Annotated in this window: 20 protein-coding genes; 17 read left to right on the forward strand and 3 right to left on the reverse strand. The window is 62.4% G+C overall.

All coding sequences use genetic code 11. From position 1 onward, the window contains the following. Positions 1–27 precede the first annotated feature (27 nt). Genes fliN through motA form a run of 3 tightly spaced genes read right to left on the reverse strand, consistent with a single transcriptional unit; the run spans position 28 to position 2483 of the window. On the reverse strand, positions 28–600 hold the full coding sequence (gene fliN / locus CN933_RS06440) for a flagellar motor switch protein FliN (RefSeq protein ID WP_018094217.1): 573 nt from the start codon (positions 598–600) through the stop codon (positions 28–30). Positions 601–655: 55 nt separating this feature from the next. After that, positions 656–1603, reverse strand: coding sequence for a FliM/FliN family flagellar motor switch protein (locus CN933_RS06445; RefSeq protein WP_018094218.1), 948 nt, complete (start codon positions 1601–1603; stop codon positions 656–658). Between the two features lies 1 nt (position 1604). Further along, complete coding sequence (gene motA / locus CN933_RS06450; protein ID WP_018094219.1) at positions 1605–2483, reverse strand: flagellar motor stator protein MotA; 879 nt, start codon at positions 2481–2483, stop codon at positions 1605–1607. Positions 2484–2708: 225 nt separating this feature from the next. Here motA and CN933_RS06455 point away from each other — a divergent pair, with 225 nt between their 5' ends. The 17 genes from CN933_RS06455 to CN933_RS06535 all read left to right on the forward strand — a co-directional run bounded on the left by CN933_RS06455 (position 2709) and on the right by CN933_RS06535 (position 16977). Continuing rightward, the gene (locus CN933_RS06455; RefSeq protein ID WP_026168531.1) at positions 2709–3488 is read left to right on the forward strand and encodes a DUF1217 domain-containing protein; all 780 of its coding nucleotides are present in this window, start codon (positions 2709–2711) and stop codon (positions 3486–3488) included. Between the two features lies 1 nt (position 3489). After that, the gene (gene flgF / locus CN933_RS06460) at positions 3490–4215 is read left to right on the forward strand and encodes a flagellar basal-body rod protein FlgF (RefSeq protein ID WP_018094221.1); all 726 of its coding nucleotides are present in this window, start codon (positions 3490–3492) and stop codon (positions 4213–4215) included. A gap of 45 nt (positions 4216–4260) precedes the next feature. After that, positions 4261–5664: a flagellar protein export ATPase FliI gene (gene fliI / locus CN933_RS06465; protein WP_018094222.1), complete on the forward strand. Its 1404-nt coding sequence runs from the start codon at positions 4261–4263 to the stop codon at positions 5662–5664. After that, positions 5661–6212: a hypothetical protein gene (locus CN933_RS06470; protein WP_018094223.1), complete on the forward strand. Its 552-nt coding sequence runs from the start codon at positions 5661–5663 to the stop codon at positions 6210–6212. Before fliI ends, CN933_RS06470 begins: the two co-directional genes overlap by 4 nt. A 218-nt stretch (positions 6213–6430) precedes the next feature. Then, on the forward strand, positions 6431–6811 hold the full coding sequence (flgB, locus tag CN933_RS06475; protein ID WP_003529904.1) for a flagellar basal body rod protein FlgB: 381 nt from the start codon (positions 6431–6433) through the stop codon (positions 6809–6811). 6 nt (positions 6812–6817) lie between these two features. Further along, positions 6818–7237, forward strand: a complete 420-nt coding sequence (gene flgC / locus CN933_RS06480) for a flagellar basal body rod protein FlgC (protein WP_018094224.1) — start codon at positions 6818–6820, stop codon at positions 7235–7237. Further along, positions 7237–7572 (forward strand): flagellar hook-basal body complex protein FliE, encoded by a 336-nt coding sequence (fliE, locus tag CN933_RS06485; protein ID WP_018094225.1) that lies wholly within the window; start codon positions 7237–7239, stop codon positions 7570–7572. Before flgC ends, fliE begins: the two co-directional genes overlap by 1 nt. A gap of 11 nt (positions 7573–7583) precedes the next feature. Then, positions 7584–8372 carry a flagellar basal-body rod protein FlgG gene (flgG, locus tag CN933_RS06490; protein WP_018094226.1) on the forward strand — a complete coding sequence of 263 codons (789 nt, stop codon included), beginning with the start codon at positions 7584–7586 and terminating at the stop codon, positions 8370–8372. Between the two features lie 18 nt (positions 8373–8390). Then, positions 8391–8900, forward strand: coding sequence for a flagellar basal body P-ring formation chaperone FlgA (gene flgA / locus CN933_RS06495; RefSeq protein WP_018094227.1), 510 nt, complete (start codon positions 8391–8393; stop codon positions 8898–8900). Continuing rightward, a complete protein-coding gene (locus CN933_RS06500) occupies positions 8897–10012 on the forward strand; it encodes a flagellar basal body P-ring protein FlgI (RefSeq protein ID WP_018094228.1) in 1116 nt (371 codons plus the stop codon). Before flgA ends, CN933_RS06500 begins: the two co-directional genes overlap by 4 nt. Then, on the forward strand, positions 10009–10548 hold the full coding sequence (locus CN933_RS06505) for a MotE family protein (RefSeq protein WP_018094229.1): 540 nt from the start codon (positions 10009–10011) through the stop codon (positions 10546–10548). Before CN933_RS06500 ends, CN933_RS06505 begins: the two co-directional genes overlap by 4 nt. Further along, on the forward strand, positions 10545–11255 hold the full coding sequence (gene flgH, locus CN933_RS06510; RefSeq protein WP_003529888.1) for a flagellar basal body L-ring protein FlgH: 711 nt from the start codon (positions 10545–10547) through the stop codon (positions 11253–11255). The genes CN933_RS06505 and flgH overlap by 4 nt, the downstream gene beginning before the upstream one ends. 16 nt (positions 11256–11271) lie before the next feature. Beyond that, the gene (locus CN933_RS06515) at positions 11272–11763 is read left to right on the forward strand and encodes a flagellar basal body-associated FliL family protein (RefSeq protein ID WP_018094230.1); all 492 of its coding nucleotides are present in this window, start codon (positions 11272–11274) and stop codon (positions 11761–11763) included. 7 nt (positions 11764–11770) lie between these two features. Next, entirely contained in the window at positions 11771–12508 is a 738-nt protein-coding gene (gene fliP / locus CN933_RS06520) for a flagellar type III secretion system pore protein FliP (RefSeq protein WP_018094231.1), read from the forward strand. A gap of 267 nt (positions 12509–12775) precedes the next feature. Further along, positions 12776–13981 (forward strand): flagellin N-terminal helical domain-containing protein, encoded by a 1206-nt coding sequence (locus CN933_RS06525; protein WP_102761364.1) that lies wholly within the window; start codon positions 12776–12778, stop codon positions 13979–13981. 338 nt (positions 13982–14319) lie between these two features. Next, positions 14320–15525: a flagellin N-terminal helical domain-containing protein gene (locus CN933_RS06530; protein ID WP_102761365.1), complete on the forward strand. Its 1206-nt coding sequence runs from the start codon at positions 14320–14322 to the stop codon at positions 15523–15525. Positions 15526–15789: 264 nt separating this feature from the next. Further along, positions 15790–16977: a flagellin N-terminal helical domain-containing protein gene (locus CN933_RS06535; RefSeq protein ID WP_102761366.1), complete on the forward strand. Its 1188-nt coding sequence runs from the start codon at positions 15790–15792 to the stop codon at positions 16975–16977. Positions 16978–17261 lie beyond the last annotated feature (284 nt).

Genomic DNA, 17261 nt, shown 5'->3' on the forward strand with positions numbered 1-17261 from the left:
ACCGCTTACACCTTTCCTCATCCCGCTCTATTTCCTGCTGCCTTTGATCTCCAGGAGCTTGACGCCGAAGCGGGTCACATCGCCCTCGAGAACGGTGATTTCTCCGCGGCCGATCACCCGGCCGTTGACCATGATCTCCACGGGTTCGCCGATCTTGCGGTCGAGCGCGATCGTTGCGCCCTCGGTGAGCGCCATGAGGCCGGAGACCTGCATGCGGCTGGTCCCGAGTACGATCTGGACATCGATCGGGATGTCCATGATCAGGTCCATATTCGCGGTCATTCCGCTGCCGGGCGCTGTTTCATCGGCGGCCGGCGCCGCATCGAAATCCCCGCCGGCAACCGCGGAGTCCGCGCTGAAGCCCGATTCCGCGAAGTCGCCGCCGAAATCCCCGCCGAATCCAGCGCTGTCGGCGGAACCAAAGTCGCTGCCGAAATCCATGGGCTGTTCGAGCGGCCCGGCGGCGGCGAAATCGGCGCCGAAGTCAGCCTCGCCGTCCTTCTTGAGAACGCCGCGCAGGTCGTCGATCGCCTGGTCGAGCTCGGCGTCTGCCGCGAATGCGGCCGGTTCTGCGATGGGTGCTGCTTTCTTGGGTGCCATGTGCCGAATATTCCAGTTGAAGCTTGCCTCAGGCATTCTGCCAGGCGAGGGAGGATTAACTCATGATGTGGCGAAGGATGTCCTGCTCGGAGCCGTGGGTATCCTTGACCCGGACCGTATATCGCGAACCCGAACGGCCGAACTCGCAGACATAGAGGTCGCGCCCGTTGGCGCTCACCTCCACGCGGACATCCTGCCCGTCGTGAAAAGGGATGACATCCCCGGGCTGCAGGCGGCTGAGAGTGTCGAGCGTCAGGCTTTCCAACCGGATGCGTGCCTCGAGCGCGACGGCCGATCGGCGGACCTGCTCCTCCAGCTGTTCCGTCCATTCGGTTTTCGCGTTCCGGTCCTCGCCGGCACCCTTCCGAGAGATGATGCGGGTCTTGAGGAGCGTGCTTTGCGGGACGATGACCGAGAAAGTGGAGAGCACCGGCCCGAGGCCTATGGTCATGTCGATCGAGGCTGCGAAGACGTCTTCAAGCACTGGATCGGGCTTTGGCCGTTCCGCGCTGTTGTAAGGACGGCCGACAACGGGCTCGAACCCGCCGGGCGCGTTCACTGCAGTGCGCAGGACCTCGGCGATGCCATGAAACACCGGCAAGGCGACATCGATCTCGATCTTCGACAGAGAGCGTGGGGCCGGCTCCTCGATGCTCGTCGGTTCGGCCCCGAGCAGAGCCTCGACAAGTGCGATCAGAACCGGACTGTCGCAGCCGACCTGGAAGTCCGCGCACCAGTTTCGCAGGGAGAGATCGCCGAGCAGGACCCCGTCTCCGAGAGCAGCGATGAGCTCGTTGCGGAGCCCCGTCCGGAAGCCCGCATAGGCGATCGTGACGTCGCATCCGGTCTCCGATTGCAGGACACCGGGCAGGAGTTCGTCGAACACCTGGGCAAGCTCGAGTGCGGTTCGGCCGATGGCCTTGTCGTCGCCGAGCGCGCCGGTCATGCGCGCGATCAGCCTTCTGTCGAATGCATGGACGTTCGATGCGGTGCTCGTGCTCATGTCAGGCCGCCTTGCTTTCGCTGCCGCCGCCGGGATTCATCATTTCCTGTTCGACCGCATCGATGGACGGCCGTTCATAGGCGGAGATGGTCTTGCGGCCGTATTCGAGTGCGACCTGCGGAACCGAACCGTTCATGTAGGCAAGCAGCGTCTGCTTGACGATGACATAGAGCCGGTTCTGCTTTTCCCGTACGGACTTGATGTTTGCGACGAGGGGGCCGACGATCGAATAGGAAAGGAACACGCCGAGCAACGTTCCGACGAGTGCGGCGGCGATCTTGGCGCCCAGCACTTCCGGTGCTTCGCTGATCGCGCCCATCGCCTTGATGACGCCGAGAACCGCCGCGACGATGCCGATCGCCGGCAGCGCATCGCCCATGCTCGTCAGCGCGTGGTAGCACTTCATCTTGTCGTGGGTGATCGTCTGGATTTCCTCGTCCATCAGCGCCTCGATCTCATGCGAGCGGGCGTTGCCGATGATGATCAGCCGCACATAGTCGCAGATGAAGGCGGTCAGCTCTTTGTTCTGCAGGACGGTGGGTGCGGACTGGAAGATCGAGGATTCTTCCGGATTGTCGATGTGGCTCTCGATCTCGTTGCGCGACTTCGTCCGCAGGTCGCGCATCAGGCTGTAGAGGACGCCGAGCGTGTCGAGGTATTGACGTTCCTTCGGCACCTTGTGCCTGAAGGCCTCGCCGAGCGCCTTGCCGGTGTCTTTGACCACCTTCATCGAGTTGGCCATGATGAAGCCGCCGATGCCCGCTCCCCCGATGATCATCAGCTCGAAAGGCTGGTTGAGGACTTCCAGGTGGCCTCCCATCGCCATGTAACCGCCGAGGATACAGCCGAAAGTCACAAGAAGCCCGATGATGATGTTCATTGCCGATACCTGTCGCGATCGTGATTTTCCTCCGATGAAATAGGGTCCGATCCTTGCGTGAGGCTGGCCGCGGAGAACCCGGCGTCCGGGACAGGTTCGCGCAAGCCAACGCCGTCAGGGTTGTTGGCCAGGGTCGGATCGCATGGCGTTCCGAACCCCGACAGCCGGTGCGGGCTGAAGACTGCACACATTTCCTCACGCTTCATGCGACAGGGCGAGCCGATCGTGACGACGACCTATACGAGCTACAGGCTGATCACTGCAGATCTGACGAAATCGCTGGAGCGCGTTTCGGCGCAGCCGGACGTCGCCCGCGAGACGGAGTACTATCTGTCGAAGATCGGCAGCATCAAAACGCTCGACGATTTCTTCGCCGACAGCCGGCTCTACAACTACGCCATGAAGGCGCACGGCCTCGAGGACATGGCCTATGCCAAGGCCTTCATGCGCAAGGTGCTCGCCGAAGGCATCGACAGTGACGACGCCTTTGCCAACAAGCTGGCCGACGGGCGCTACAAGGCGCTGGTGGAGTCGTTGAATTTCGCCCGGCACGGCGAAGCCGCTACTGCCTTCGAGAGGGCGCAGAAGGGCGTGTCCGAAAAGTACACGCGGCAGACGCTGGAGCAGAAAGCCGGCGAGGAAAACACCGGCGTGCGGCTGGCGCTCTATTTCCAGCGCATGGCGCCGACGATTGCCAATGGCTACGAAATCATCGCCGACGAGGCCCTCTCGAGTGTGGTCCGTACCGTCCTGCAGCTGCCGGCCGAATTCGCGGCCGCCGATGTGGATCGTCAGGCGGAGGCCTACGAGGCGGCGATCGATTTCAAGGATTTCCAGGACCCTCAGAAAACAGCCGAGTTCCTGGACCGCTTCACCGCCCTTTGGGAAATCGACAATCCTTCCGGCGGCTATGACCCGCTTGCGGTTTTCGGCGCGTCGAGCGGCTACGGAATTTCTCCCGACCTGCTTCTGACTATCAACAATCTCAAACTCGGGGGACGCTGATTTGCAGACCGGTCTCTATGTCGCGCTTTCGTCGCAGATGGCGCTTGAAAAGCGCCTGAATACGCTGGCCGACAATGTCGCCAACTCCAACACGGTCGGCTTCCGCGCCACGGAAGTGAAGTTCAACCAGGTGCTTGGCGACACCAGGCCGACCAAGGTTTCCTATGTGTCGGAAGGCGAGGAATTCCTGAGCAGCAAAACCGGCGCGCTCGCGCGCACCGGCTCCGCGCTCGATTTCGCCATCAAGGGCGACGCCTGGTTCTCGATCGAGACGCCCGGCGGCCCGGCGCTGACGCGCGACGGCCGGTTCACGCTGACGGAGACCGGCGAGCTCGTGACCATCAAGGGATATCCGGTGCTCGATGCCGGCGGCGCGCCGATCCAGCTGAACGGCGGTGCCGGTGAAATTACCGTCGGTGCCGATGGAGCCATTCACCAGAACGGCGTGCAGATCGCCCTGCTCGGGCTTTACGAGACGGATTTCAGCAAAGGCTTCATGCGTTACGACAACAGTTCCGTTATGCCGGCTGCCCAGCCGGAACCGGTCGTTGATCGGTTCGATGTCGGCGTGATGCAAGGCTTCCTGGAGGAGTCGAACGTGAACGCCGTACAGGAAATGTCGCAGCTGATCATGATCACCCGCGCCTTCGACAGCGTCACCGCGCTGATGCGCGACAGTGAGGGATCGCTCGACAAAGCCATCGAGACGCTCGGCGGCAGCCGTTGATGATTCTGTCGACGGAATTTAGGGCGGGACGGAACGGAAAGCCGGATGGCACGCGAAGCTGTTGAAAAAACTGCAACGTCGACGTCGCTCGCAGCGCTCGCCGGTTTGGTCGAGCGCTATGCAAATCCCGACTTTGCCATCGCACCGGGCGGTCATGTCCAGACGATTTCGCCGGGGCACTACACGGTCAGCGGCCTGTCGCGGCATGTCCGGCTCGGGGACTTCGTCGCGCACAAGAGCACGACCGGCACCCATCTCGGCGAAGTCGTCCGCGTGGAGCCCGAGCGGGTGGTCGTCTGCCCGATCGAACCGGGGGACCCGATCGGCATCCATGACGTCGTCATCCGCAAGGGTGCCTTCCGCATAGCGCCGACAGACAACTGGTGCGGCCGCACCATCAATGCGCTGGCCGAGCCGATCGACGGTCTGGGTCCGCTGCTGCAGGGCGACATCCGCCGCTCGATCGCGAACACCGCGCCGCCCTCCATGACGCGAAAGCGGGTGGAGCAGGGCTTCAGGACGGGCGTGCGGGCGATAGACATCTTCTCCCCGCTCTGCCTCGGGCAGCGCCTCGGCATCTTCGCGGGTTCCGGCGTCGGCAAATCGACGCTGCTTTCCATGCTGGCCCGCGCCGACGCCTTCGACAAGGTGGTGATCGCGCTGGTCGGCGAGCGCGGCCGCGAAGTGCGCGAGTTCATCGAGGACACGCTGGGCGACAATCTTTCGAAATCGGTCGCCGTCGTCGCCACCAGCGACGAGAGCCCGATGCTGAGAAAAATGGCTCCGCTGACCGCGGTCACGATTGCCGAACATTATCGCGACAGGGGCGACAACGTGCTGCTCATCGTCGACAGCGTCACCCGTTTCGCTCATGCGATCCGCGAGGTGGCGACGGCAGCGGGGGAGCCGCCGATCGCCCGCGGCTATCCGGCCTCGGTCTTCACCGAATTGCCGCGGCTGCTCGAGCGCGCCGGGCCCGGCGCCGAGGGAACGGGCACGATCACGGCGATCATTTCGATCCTGGTCGACGGCGACAATCACAACGACCCGGTCGCCGACTCGGCGCGCGGCATTCTCGACGGGCACATCGTCCTCGACCGAAGCCTTGCCGAAGAGGGGCGCTACCCGCCGGTCAATCCGCTCGCCTCCATCTCGCGCCTAGCCAGAAAGGCCTGGACGCCGGACCAGGAGAAGCTGGTTGCCCGGCTGAAATCCCTGATCCACCGCTTCGAGGAAACCCGGGACCTCCGGCTCATCGGCGGCTATCGGCCGGGCGGCGACGCCGATCTCGACATGGCGATCAAGCAGGTGCCGGTCATCTACGACGTACTGAAGCAGATGCCCGGCGAACGGCCCGCCTTCGACGCTTTCACGGATCTCGCCAACGCGCTGAAGGCAGCCGCGATGGGCAATCAGCCGGGCGGCGCCGGCCTGCGCGGAAGGGGATGAATTTGACGGACTTCGATGCAGACGAGATCGTGCGCCAACGCCGCCGCGAAACCGGGATGCCGCTGATCGACAGGATACTCGGTGCGATCGGCCTGGCCATGGCTGCCTGCGCGACGTTGCTGCCGTGGTACGTCTATCTGCATCCGGAGAAATTCTCGATGCCTTCGCTCTGGCAGGGAACGACGCGCGATCTGCCGGAGCGCCCGGAACGGCAGATCCTTTCGGTGTCGCCGCTGGCGATGACGGACATGGACGAGGAGACCGCCGCTGCGGTCGATCGCCTGACGACCGCGACGGTGCCGGGGCTCGATCAGGATCCCGCCGAAAGCACGGACATGGGGGCTCCCGATCAGCCGTTCCCCGCAAAAGAGAGCTTCAAACTCATGCACGTCGCCAATGGCCGCGCGCTCATCGAGGATGCCAGCGGCATGTATATCGTCCGTATCGGTTCGGTATTGCCGGACAACAGCCGGCTTGCGACCTTCGAGGAGCGCGACGGCCGCTGGGTGATGATCACGTCCAAGGGCGAGATTTTCGCGGCGAAGTAGCGCCTTTGCCGAGGCGTGGCGAAGGACGTCCAGACCCTTCCCCAACTCCTCCGGAGGGGCTTTTCTGGCGGCGAGGATGCGGCAAAAGTAGCTCCGCCCCTCGTGGGGAGGAGTTGGGGAGGGGGCTTATGAGACGCCCGAAACCGTTCTTCCGCATCTTCGACAAGTCCCACGCAAGATTACCGGCCTAGGTTCGCCATCATCAGCAGGAGCTCTTGATGGAACCGATTCAGCTTTTCGAACTCGCGTCGCGGCAGGCCCAGTGGCTCACCGTCCGCCAGAACGTGGTGGCGGGCAACATCGCCAATGCCAATACGCCGCACTACAGGGCGAAAGACGTCCAGCCCTTCGAAAGCGTGCTCCAGAACACCGGCATCCAAATGGCCGCGACGCATCGCGCCCATTTCACCGAGAGCCCGGAAGCCGCCCATGTGACCGAAGTCAGCGCTCTCGACGATGTGGCGGTGCAGCAATCCGGCAATACGGTCGCGCTCGAAGAGGAATTGATGAAGACCGGCGCGATCAAGCGCGACTACGAGCTCAATGCCGGGCTGGTGAAATCCTTTCACCGGATGATTCTCATGACGGTACGGAAGTAAGCGACGATGGATCCATTGACCTCCGCCCTTAAGGTTTCCGCTTCCGGTCTGCAGGCGGAATCGACGCGCCTGCGCATCGTCTCGGAAAACATCGCCAATGCCCGCTCCACCGGCGACGCCCCCGGCGCCGATCCTTTCCGCCGCAAGACGATCAGCTTCGCCGCGGAGGTCGACCGGGCAAGCGGCGCGTCCTTCGTCGAGGTCGAACGCCTCGGCACGGACGATTCCGATTTCAACATCGAGTTCGACCCGGGCAATCCGGCCGCCGACGAAAAGGGCATGGTGAAATTGCCGAACGTCAACATCCTGATCGAGATGGCCGACATGCGGGAGGCCAACCGCGCTTACGAGGCCAATCTGCAGACCATCAAGCAGTCTCGCGATCTCATCTCCCAGACAATCGACCTGTTGAGGGCTTCGCAATAATGATCGACGCAATTCAGTCCTTAGGGGCGTTTTCGACCATCAGGGAGACCGAAGGTGCCGGCTCGGCCTCTTCCGCCTCGCTCGTTATGCCGGGTGCCGGCGCGGCCGCGCCTCAGGCGGGGAGCTTCGCCGAAGTCCTCGGCAACATGACCACGGACGCCATCCGCTCGATGAAGTCTGCCGAAGGGGTCTCGCTTCAGGCGATCCGCGGAGAAGCGAATACCCGCGAAGTCGTCGATGCCGTCATGAGCGCCGAGCAGTCTCTGCAGACCGCAATCGCCATCCGCGACAAGGTGGTCACCGCCTATCTCGAAATCGCGCGCATGCAGATCTGAGGAAAAGACACATGAAGGCCCTTTCCATCGCCGCCACGGGCATGAACGCCCAGCAACTGAATCTCGAAGTGATCGCGAACAACATCGCGAACATCAACACGACCGGCTACAAGCGGGCGCGCGCAGAATTTTCCGACCTGCTTTACCAGACCGAGCGGGCGCAGGGCGTCCCCAACCGCTCGAACCAGGCGATCGTGCCGGAAGGCGCGATCATCGGCCTGGGCGTCCAGACCTCCGCCGTGCGCAACCTTCATATCCAGGGCAGCCTCGTCAATACCGGCAACGACTACGACCTCGCGCTCGTCGGCCGCGGCTGGTTTCAGATCGAGACGCCGGATGGCGAGACGGTCTACACCCGCTCGGGGGCTTTCAACACCAATGCTACGGGCCAGCTCGTCACCATCGACGGCTATACCGTGGTGCCGGGCGTCACCGTACCGCAGGACGCGACCGAGATCGTCTTCACCTCGTCGGGCCAGGTGATGGTGCGGATCGGCAACGACACGGAACTGCAGGAAGTCGGACAGCTGACGATCGCCAACTTCGTCAACGAGGCGGGCCTCGAGCCGATGGGCGAGAACCTGTTCCGGCAGACGCCGGCGTCCGGGGATCCGATCGTCGGCACGCCGGCCGATCCGGGCTTCGCGCAGATCAAGCAGAACTACCTGGAATCTTCGAACGTCGACCCGGTCAAGGAAATTACCGACCTCATCTCGGCCCAGCGTGCCTATGAGATGAATTCGAAGATCATCCAGGCCGCGGACGAAATGGCCGCCACGGTGAGCAAGAACCTGAGGTAACAGGAAGAGGAGGCAAACATGATGTTTCGCCGATCCCCCGGAGGAAAAGGAATTGCTGGCGGCCTCGCGCAGCCGGCGCGCGCCGTTCTGTTTGCCGCAATGGCGGGTTGCCTGCTTTTGCCTGCGGCAGCTCTTGCAGAGCCGCCGACGGCCGTCATTCCGAAGCAGACGATCTATCCCGGCGAAAAGCTCGATGCGAGCATGCTGGAGGTGGTCGACGTGACCAACCCGGACCTGCGCGACGGCTATGTGCGCTCGATCGACGAGGTCGACGGCATGGTGACCAAGCGGACCCTTCTTCCCGGGCGGGTCATCCTGGCCTCGGCGCTGCGCGAGCAATATGCGGTCGAGCGCGGCTCCACCGTTCGTCTCGTCTTCAACAATGGCGGTCTGACGATAACGGCCGCCGGCTCGCCGCTGCAGGATGCCGCGGTTGGCGATCTGATCCGCGTGCGCAACGTCGATACCGGCGTGATCGTCTCCGGGACGGTGATGGCGGACAGCACGATCCATGTGGTGGCGAAATGAACATCAATGCATGCAAGTGGCTGCTGACGCTCGCGGTGGTCTTCGCCGCGAGCTTGACCTCTGCCTATGCGGCCTCGCGGATCAAGGACGTCGCGTCCTTGCAGTCGGGCAGGGACAACCAGCTCATCGGTTACGGCCTGGTGGTGGGCCTGCAGGGCACCGGTGACAGCCTGCGCTCGTCTCCGTTCACGGATCAGTCGATCCGCGCCATGCTGCAGAACCTCGGCATTTCCACGCAGGGCGGCGACTCGCGCACGCGCAACGTCGCCGCGGTGCTCGTCACCGCCACGCTCCCGCCCTTCGCGAGCCCCGGCAGCCGGCTCGACGTGACCGTCGGTTCGCTGGGCGACGCGACGTCGCTGCGCGGCGGGACGCTGGTCATGACCTCGCTTTCGGGCGCCGACGGCCAGATCTACGCCGTGGCGCAGGGATCGGTGGTCGTCAGCGGTTTCAACGCGCAAGGTGAAGCCGCCCAATTGAGCCAGGGCGTGACCACGGCGGGACGTGTCCCGAACGGCGCCATCATCGAGCGGGAACTGCCGTCGAAATTCAAGGACGGCTTCAACCTGGTGCTGCAGCTGCGCAACCCGGACTTTTCCACCGCCGTCGGCATGGCCGCGGCGATCAACAAATATGCCGCGGCCCAGTTTGGCGGCCGCATCGCCGAAGCCTTGGACTCGCAGTCCGTCCTGGTCCAGAAGCCGAAGATGGCGGATCTCGCGCGCCTGATGGCCGACGTGGAAAACCTGGTGATCGAGACCGACGCGCCGGCCCGGGTGGTCATCAACGAGCGCACCGGCACGATCGTCATCGGCCAGGACGTCCGCGTCGCCGAAGTGGCCGTCAGCTACGGTACGCTGACGGTGCAGGTCAGCGAGACGCCGACGATCGTCCAGCCGGAGCCGTTCTCGCGCGGTCAGACGGCCTACGAGCCCAACACCACGATCGAAGCGCAGGCCGACGGCGGCACGGTCGCCATCCTCAACGGCTCCAGCCTGCGTTCGCTCGTCGCGGGCCTGAACAGCATCGGCGTCAAGCCGGACGGGATCATCGCGATCCTCCAGAGCATCAAATCGGCGGGAGCCCTACAGGCGGAGCTTGTTCTGCAATGACCGGAAACTTCGATCGTCTTTTCGGCCAGGCACGCCGCGTTCTCCTGAGCTCGGTCGCCGCCGCGCTCATGCTTTCGATGCCCGGTGCTTTCGCGCAGGACGTCACGTCGCCGCCGGCCGACAGCGCGACCGCGAGCGAAATCGAAAAGTTCTGCACCAATATCGCTGACGCCGCGCGCGACCAGCGCTACGTTTTGCAGCGCCAGGACCTGGAGAAGCTGAAAGCGAATGTCGACGAACGGATTGCGACGCTGGAGGCGCGCCGGGCGGAATACGAGGACTGGCTTAAGCGCCGCAACGATTTCCTCAAACAGGCGGAGCTCGGCCTCGTCGATATCTACAAGACGATGAAGCCGGATGCGGCCGCCGGCAAGCTCGAAATGGTGCGTCCCGAGATCGCGGCGGCGATCGTCATGCGGCTGCCGCCACGCCAGTCGTCGCTGATCCTGAGCGAGATGAGCGACGAAAGGGCAGCGGTGCTGACCAACATCATTTCGAGCGCGAGCGACCCCAATACCTCCAAGGAGCCATCATGAGAACGCGCATCACGGCCGTACTGGCCGCAGGGCTCCTGGCGGGTTGCCAGAATCAGGCCTTCAACGAGATCGGGCGGGCGCCGGCCATGAGCCCGATCGGCAGCGGCCTGCAATATACGCAGACGCCGCAGCTCGCCATGTACCCGAAGCAGCCGCGCCACGTCACCAACGGCTACTCCCTGTGGAACGACCAGCAGGCGGCCCTCTTCAAGGATGCGCGCGCGATCAATATCGGCGACATTCTGACGGTCGACATCCGTATCGACGACAAGGCCTCCTTCGAAAACGAGACGGACCGCAGCCGCAAGAATTCGAGCGGCTTCAATCTCGGCGCCAGCGGGCAGTCCCAGACGAGCGACTTCGCCTGGTCGGGCGATCTCGAATACGGCTCCAACACCAAGACCGAAGGCGACGGCAAGACCGAGCGTTCGGAGAAGCTCCGGTTGCTGGTCGCCGCGGTCGTGACCGGCGTCCTCGAAAACGGCAACCTGCTGATCAGCGGCTCCCAGGAAGTGCGCGTCAACCACGAGCTGCGTATCCTCAATGTCGCAGGCATCGTCCGACCGCGCGACGTGGACGCCGACAACGTTATTTCCTACGACCGCATCGCCGAGGCCCGCATCTCCTATGGCGGCCGCGGCCGCCTGACGGAGGTCCAGCAGCCGCCGTGGGGTCAGCAGCTCGTCGATCTCGTCTCGCCCCTCTGACCGGCCGGAACGCATAATGGAAGAAATCGAGAGCAAAGAAACGAAGGTCCCCTCGCGGCTGACGACCATCGCGGCTGTAGCTGTGCTGACTCTCGTCGCCGGCGGCGGCGGCTGGCTTGCAGGCATGCTGCTCGCGCCGCCGCCGGCCGAGAAGACGGAAATCCCGGCCGAGCTTCCCGCCAACGTGACCGGCGAGGAGGACATACCGAAAATCGCCGCGGCGGCACACGGCATCGTGCAGCTCGATCCCATTACGACGAACCTTGCCTATCCGGCCGAAAACTGGGTTCGCCTCGAGGTCGCGCTCCAGTTCGATGGCGCTCCCGACGTTGCGCTGGCGGAGACGATACACCAGGATATTGCGGCCTATCTGAAGACCGTGTCGCTGCAGCAGATCCAGGGGCCGCGCGGCTTTCAATATCTCCGGGATGACATCCAGGAGCGGGTTGACCTGCGCTCCGAGGGCCGCGTAACGAATGTGATGTTCCGCACCTTCGTCATCCAATGATTCGCTGATGCTCCGGTTTGCCACCTTCATAATCGCCATGATGGCGATGTCGGGAATTGCCGGGGCTCAGAGCTTCCCCGCCGATATCCTGAACACGCCGGTCGACGGCTCCGTCGCCTCGTGGATCATCCGCACCTTCGGCCTCCTGACCGTCCTTTCGGTGGCCCCGGGTATCCTGATCATGGTGACGAGCTTCCCGCGTTTCGTCATCGCCTTCGCGATCCTGCGCTCAGGCATGGGGCTCGCCACGACGCCCTCCAACATGATCATGGTGTCGCTCGCGCTGTTCATGACCTTCTATGTCATGGCGCCCACCTTCGACCGCGCCTGGAGCGACGGCATCGATCCGCTCCTGAAGAACGAGATCTCCGAGACGGAGGCGATGCAGCGGATGTCGGAGCCCTTCCGCGAATTCATGCTGGCCAACACCCGCGACAAGGACCTGCAGCTCTTCATCGACATCGCCCGGGAAAAGGGCCAGACCGTCGTCGTCGACGAAAAGGTGGACCTGCGCGCCGTCGTGCCGGCCTTCATGATCTCGGAGATCCGCCGCGGTTTCGAGATCGGCTTCCTGATCATGCTGCCCTTCCTCGTGATCGACCTGATCGTCGCGACCATCACCATGGCCATGGGCATGATGATGCTTCCCCCGACGGCGATTTCGCTGCCCTTCAAGATCCTGTTCTTCGTGCTGATCGACGGCTGGAACCTGCTCGTCGGCAGCCTGGTGCGCTCGTTTATCTGAGCCCCGCCGCCAGGCACGCCGGCTCGATAAGAATCCGTTAAGCATAGGATTTCACAGGCGATTAACCACGCTTTCGCCGAGGCCGGATGAGTCTTCTCCGGTTAAACAGTTGGCAATGAATGGCTGCGAATTTCGTCCTCACACGACGGGTTTGGTATCCATCACGAGTTGAGCGGAGCCGAGTGGCATGATGCCGGACCGTCGGGACCGGTAGCGTTTCTAAGTCCGGTATGTCCCCCCAATCAGTATTTCGTAGGGACAACGAATATGACCAGCATTCTCACCAACAACTCCGCAATGGCCGCGCTTTCGACGCTGCGCTCGATCTCTTCCAGCATGGAAGACACGCAGAGCCGCATCTCCTCGGGCCTCCGCGTCGGCTCGGCCTCCGACAACGCAGCCTACTGGTCGATCGCGACCACCATGCGCTCCGACAACCAGGCTCTCTCCGCAGTTCAGGACGCGCTCGGCCTCGGTGCTGCCAAGGTCGATACCGCTTATTCCGGTATGGAATCGGCCATCGAAGTCGTGAAGGAAATCAAGGCGAAGCTCGTAGCCGCCACCGAAGAGGGCGTCGACAAGGCCAAGATCCAGGAAGAACTCGATCAGCTCAAGGATCAGCTGACGAGCATCGCCGATGCAGCGTCCTTCTCGGGCGAAAACTGGTTGAAGGCTGAAGTGGGTACGACCGTGAACGTGGTCGCTTCGTTCGTCCGCGACGACACGGGCGCCGTCTCGGTCAAGAAGGTTGGCTACGACCTTGACGCCACAACCGTCCTGTATGACACGGCTGGCAACAACGGCATTCTCGACAAAACCTACAACGTCTCGCAGAAGAGCGTAAAGGTTTCGGTCAACACCGACGGCGTTAAGAGCGACGTGACGGTTGCCGCCTACTCGATCGACGAACTGATCGCAGCCGGCGCCACCTTCACCACCAACACGGTCGGCGGCAAGACGACTCAGCTTGCCAACGCCACTGCCACCGCTGGCGCAGTCAACAGTGGTGAATACTTCGTGCAAGTGAACGACGACACCTGGGTTCTGGCAGCAGACGTTACCGGCACCGGCCAGGAAGCCCTGCACGACGAGGCTGGTACCTATTACGGTGTCGATACGACGAATGCACCGGCGGCAAACATTGCTGCAGCACAGTCCATTGAAAACCTCGACATCACCGGCCTGACGGCGACCCAGCTCGACAACATGATCTCAGCCGTCGATGCGGCGCTGTCGGACATGACCAGTGCAGCCGCCTCGCTTGGTTCGATCTCCTCGCGCATCGACATGCAGAGCGATTTCGTCAACAAGCTTTCGGACTCGATCGACTCGGGCGTCGGCCGTCTCGTCGATGCGGACATGAACGAAGAATCGACCCGCCTGAAGGCCCTGCAGACCCAACAGCAGCTCGCCATCCAGGCCCTGTCGATCGCCAACTCGGACTCGCAGAACGTCCTGTCGCTCTTCCGCTAAGAAGACATTAATAGCGGGACGCAGGCTCCTTGTGCCTGCGTCCGGCTCATTCGAACCGCGCCACGGAAACCGGGCGCGGTTTTTTGCTTTCTTCCATGGCCATCGGCATTTCACTTTTTCTTAAACATCCTATGGCACGCGCGTGCGCGCAAAGGTTGAAAAAATTTTTGGAATTGTTGCTCCTTAGTGCTTCATTAACCAAGCCGGGATTATCTAAGCTCATCGAAAGGACGGGCTAATTCCAGCGATAACAGCTGGTTAGCAAGCATGACGTTGACCGTCTTTCGCCGGTGGAACCGGAATGTCCCTTCTCATCAGCCATCAAGGGGCACTAAACCATGACGAGCATTCTCACCAACATTGCGGCCATGGCCGCTCTCCAGACTCTCCGTACCATCGGCTCCAACATGGAAGAGACGCAGGCGCATGTCTCCTCCGGTCTGCGCGTCGGACAAGCCGCTGACAACGCCGCCTACTGGTCGATCGCGACCACCATGCGCTCCGACAACATGGCCCTTTCGGCTGTTCAGGACGCGCTCGGCCTCGGCGCCGCCAAGGTCGACACCGCCTATTCCGGTATGGAATCTGCGATCGAAGTCGTGAAGGAAATCAAGGCGAAGCTCGTAGCCGCCACCGAAGAGGGCGTCGACAAGGCCAAGATCCAGGAAGAACTCGATCAGCTCAAGGATCAGCTGACGAGCATCGCCGATGCAGCGTCCTTCTCGGGCGAAAACTGGTTGAAGGCTGAAGTGGGTACGACCGTGAACGTGGTCGCTTCGTTCGTCCGCGACGACACGGGCGCCGTCTCGGTCAAGAAGGTTGGCTACGACCTTGACGCCACAACCGTCCTGTATGACACGGCTGGCAACAACGGCATTCTCGACAAAACCTACAACGTCTCGCAGAAGAGCGTAAAGGTTTCGGTCAACACCGACGGCGTTAAGAGCGACGTGACGGTTGCCGCCTACTCGATCGACGAACTGATCGCAGCCGGCGCCACCTTCACCACCAACACGGTCGGCGGCAAGACGACTCAGCTTGCCAACGCAACTGCAACCGTTGGCACGGTCACCGCCGGCGACTATTTTGTACAGGTGGATGGGGATACCTGGGTTCTGGCAGCGGACGTTACCGGTACCGGCCAGGAAGCCCTGCATGACGAAGCTGGTACCTATTACGGTGTCGATACGACGAATGCGCCGGCGGCAAACATTGCGGCCCTGCAGTCCATCGAAACCCTCGACATCACGGCTCTGACGGCGACCCAGCTCGACAACATGATCTCAGCCGTCGATGCGGCGCTGTCGGACATGACCAGTGCAGCCGCCGACCTCGGCTCGATCGCCATGCGCATCGACCTGCAGAGCGATTTCGTCAACAAGCTCTCGGACTCGATCGACTCGGGCGTCGGCCGTCTCGTCGATGCGGACATGAACGAAGAATCGACCCGCCTGAAGGCTCTGCAGACTCAGCAGCAGCTCGCCATCCAGTCGCTGTCGATCGCCAACTCGGCTTCGGAAAACGTCCTTACGCTCTTCCGCTAATCCGACACGGAAAGGCGGTCGCGAACTGAGCGACCGCACCCTGACCTGACCTTCAAAGGGGCCACGCTCATCGAGCGTGGCCCCTTTCTTCGTTTCCTCGGCGAACAATCATTTAACCTTTGTTAACCATAACAGCGCTAAGTGGGCTCAACGCAACGAACGGTTAACCAAGACGAAGAAGCGGTTAACGGCATGATGCCTCGCGTTCGTTCCCCGGGGTGGCCGGGATGTCCCTTTCCAACTAGCCATTCAAAGGGGCCCGTAATGACCAGCATTCTCACCAATGTTGCAGCGATGGCTGCACTCCAGACGCTCCGCGGCATCGACTCCAATATGGAGGAAACGCAGGCTCGCGTTTCCTCGGGTCTCCGCGTCGGCACGGCCTCGGATAACGCCGCCTATTGGTCGATCGCGACCACGATGCGATCGGACAACATGGCGCTTTCCGCCGTTCAGGATGCCCTGGGTCTCGGTGCGGCCAAGGTCGACACGGCCTATGCCGGTATGGAGAATGCCGTCGAGGTGGTGAAGGAAATTCGCGCCAAGCTCGTCGCTGCGACCGAAGACGGCGTCGACAAGGCCAAGATCCAGGAAGAGATCGAACAGCTCAAGCAACAGCTGGCGAGCATTGCAACGGCCGCTTCCTTCAGCGGCGAGAACTGGCTCCAGGCGGATATCACCACGCCTGTAACGAAGAGCGTAGTCGGGTCCTTCGTCCGCGATTCCTCGGGCGTCGTGTCCGTAAAGACAATCGACTATGTTCTCGACGGCAACTCCGTCCTATTCGATACTGTTGGCAACAACGGGATTCTGGACAAGGTTTACGATGTCTCCGAGTCCAGCGTGACGCTTTCGATCAACACCGGCGGCGTCGTCTCCAAACACACGGTGGCGGCCTACACGGTCGACAACCTCATCGCCGCCGGCGCGGTATTCCAGGGCAACTACGCCCTTGCCGGAGGTGTGAACTATGTAAAGGTAGAGGGCGTTTGGGTCGAAGCGGTTGCATCGTCCGCCGCCCCGGGTCAGGAAGTCGCTGCCGTGACGACCGCTGCAGCTCCCATTACCGCCGATTCCTGGGTCGTAGACACGACGGCGGGGCCGGCTACCAGCGTACCTGCACCCGCTTCGATCGAGAATATCGACATCACCAACGCCGCGCAGGCAGCAAACCTCGACGCGCTGATCAGGGGCGTCGATGAAGCGCTCGAGGATTTGATCAGTGCCACATCGGCGCTGGGCTCGATTTCCATGCGCATCGGCATGCAGGAAGAGTTCGTATCGAAGCTCACCGACTCGATCGATTCGGGGATCGGCCGCCTTGTGGACGCCGACATGAACGAGGAGTCGACCAGGCTGAAAGCGCTGCAGACACAGCAGCAGCTCGCGATCCAGTCGCTCTCCATCGCCAACACCAATTCGGAAAACATCCTCCAACTCTTCCGTCAGTAAGCGGCGCCTCGGCTAGGGGGCGGCTTCGTCCCGCTCTGAAGGAGAAAAACCGCGGCTCGCAAAGGGCCGCGGTTTTTGCATTCCAGCGGCGACCTTGCGTCAGACTTGCCGGATTAATGAATCCTTCATGCTTGTTATTGGTTCGTTAACGCGGTTAACCTTTTCTTAACCATTTCCGTTAATCGTTGGTTAAGAACGGCGGTCTGCCACCCAGGGCAAAAAGGTGACAGCGCGCATGACGCCTCACCGTCGTTGCCGGCTTTCCGGAATGGTCCGATTTCCCC

Origin of the sequence: Sinorhizobium sp. M4_45 (assembly GCF_002885915.1) — a bacterium.
GTDB classification, from domain to species: Bacteria; Pseudomonadota; Alphaproteobacteria; order Rhizobiales; family Rhizobiaceae; genus Sinorhizobium; species Sinorhizobium meliloti_A.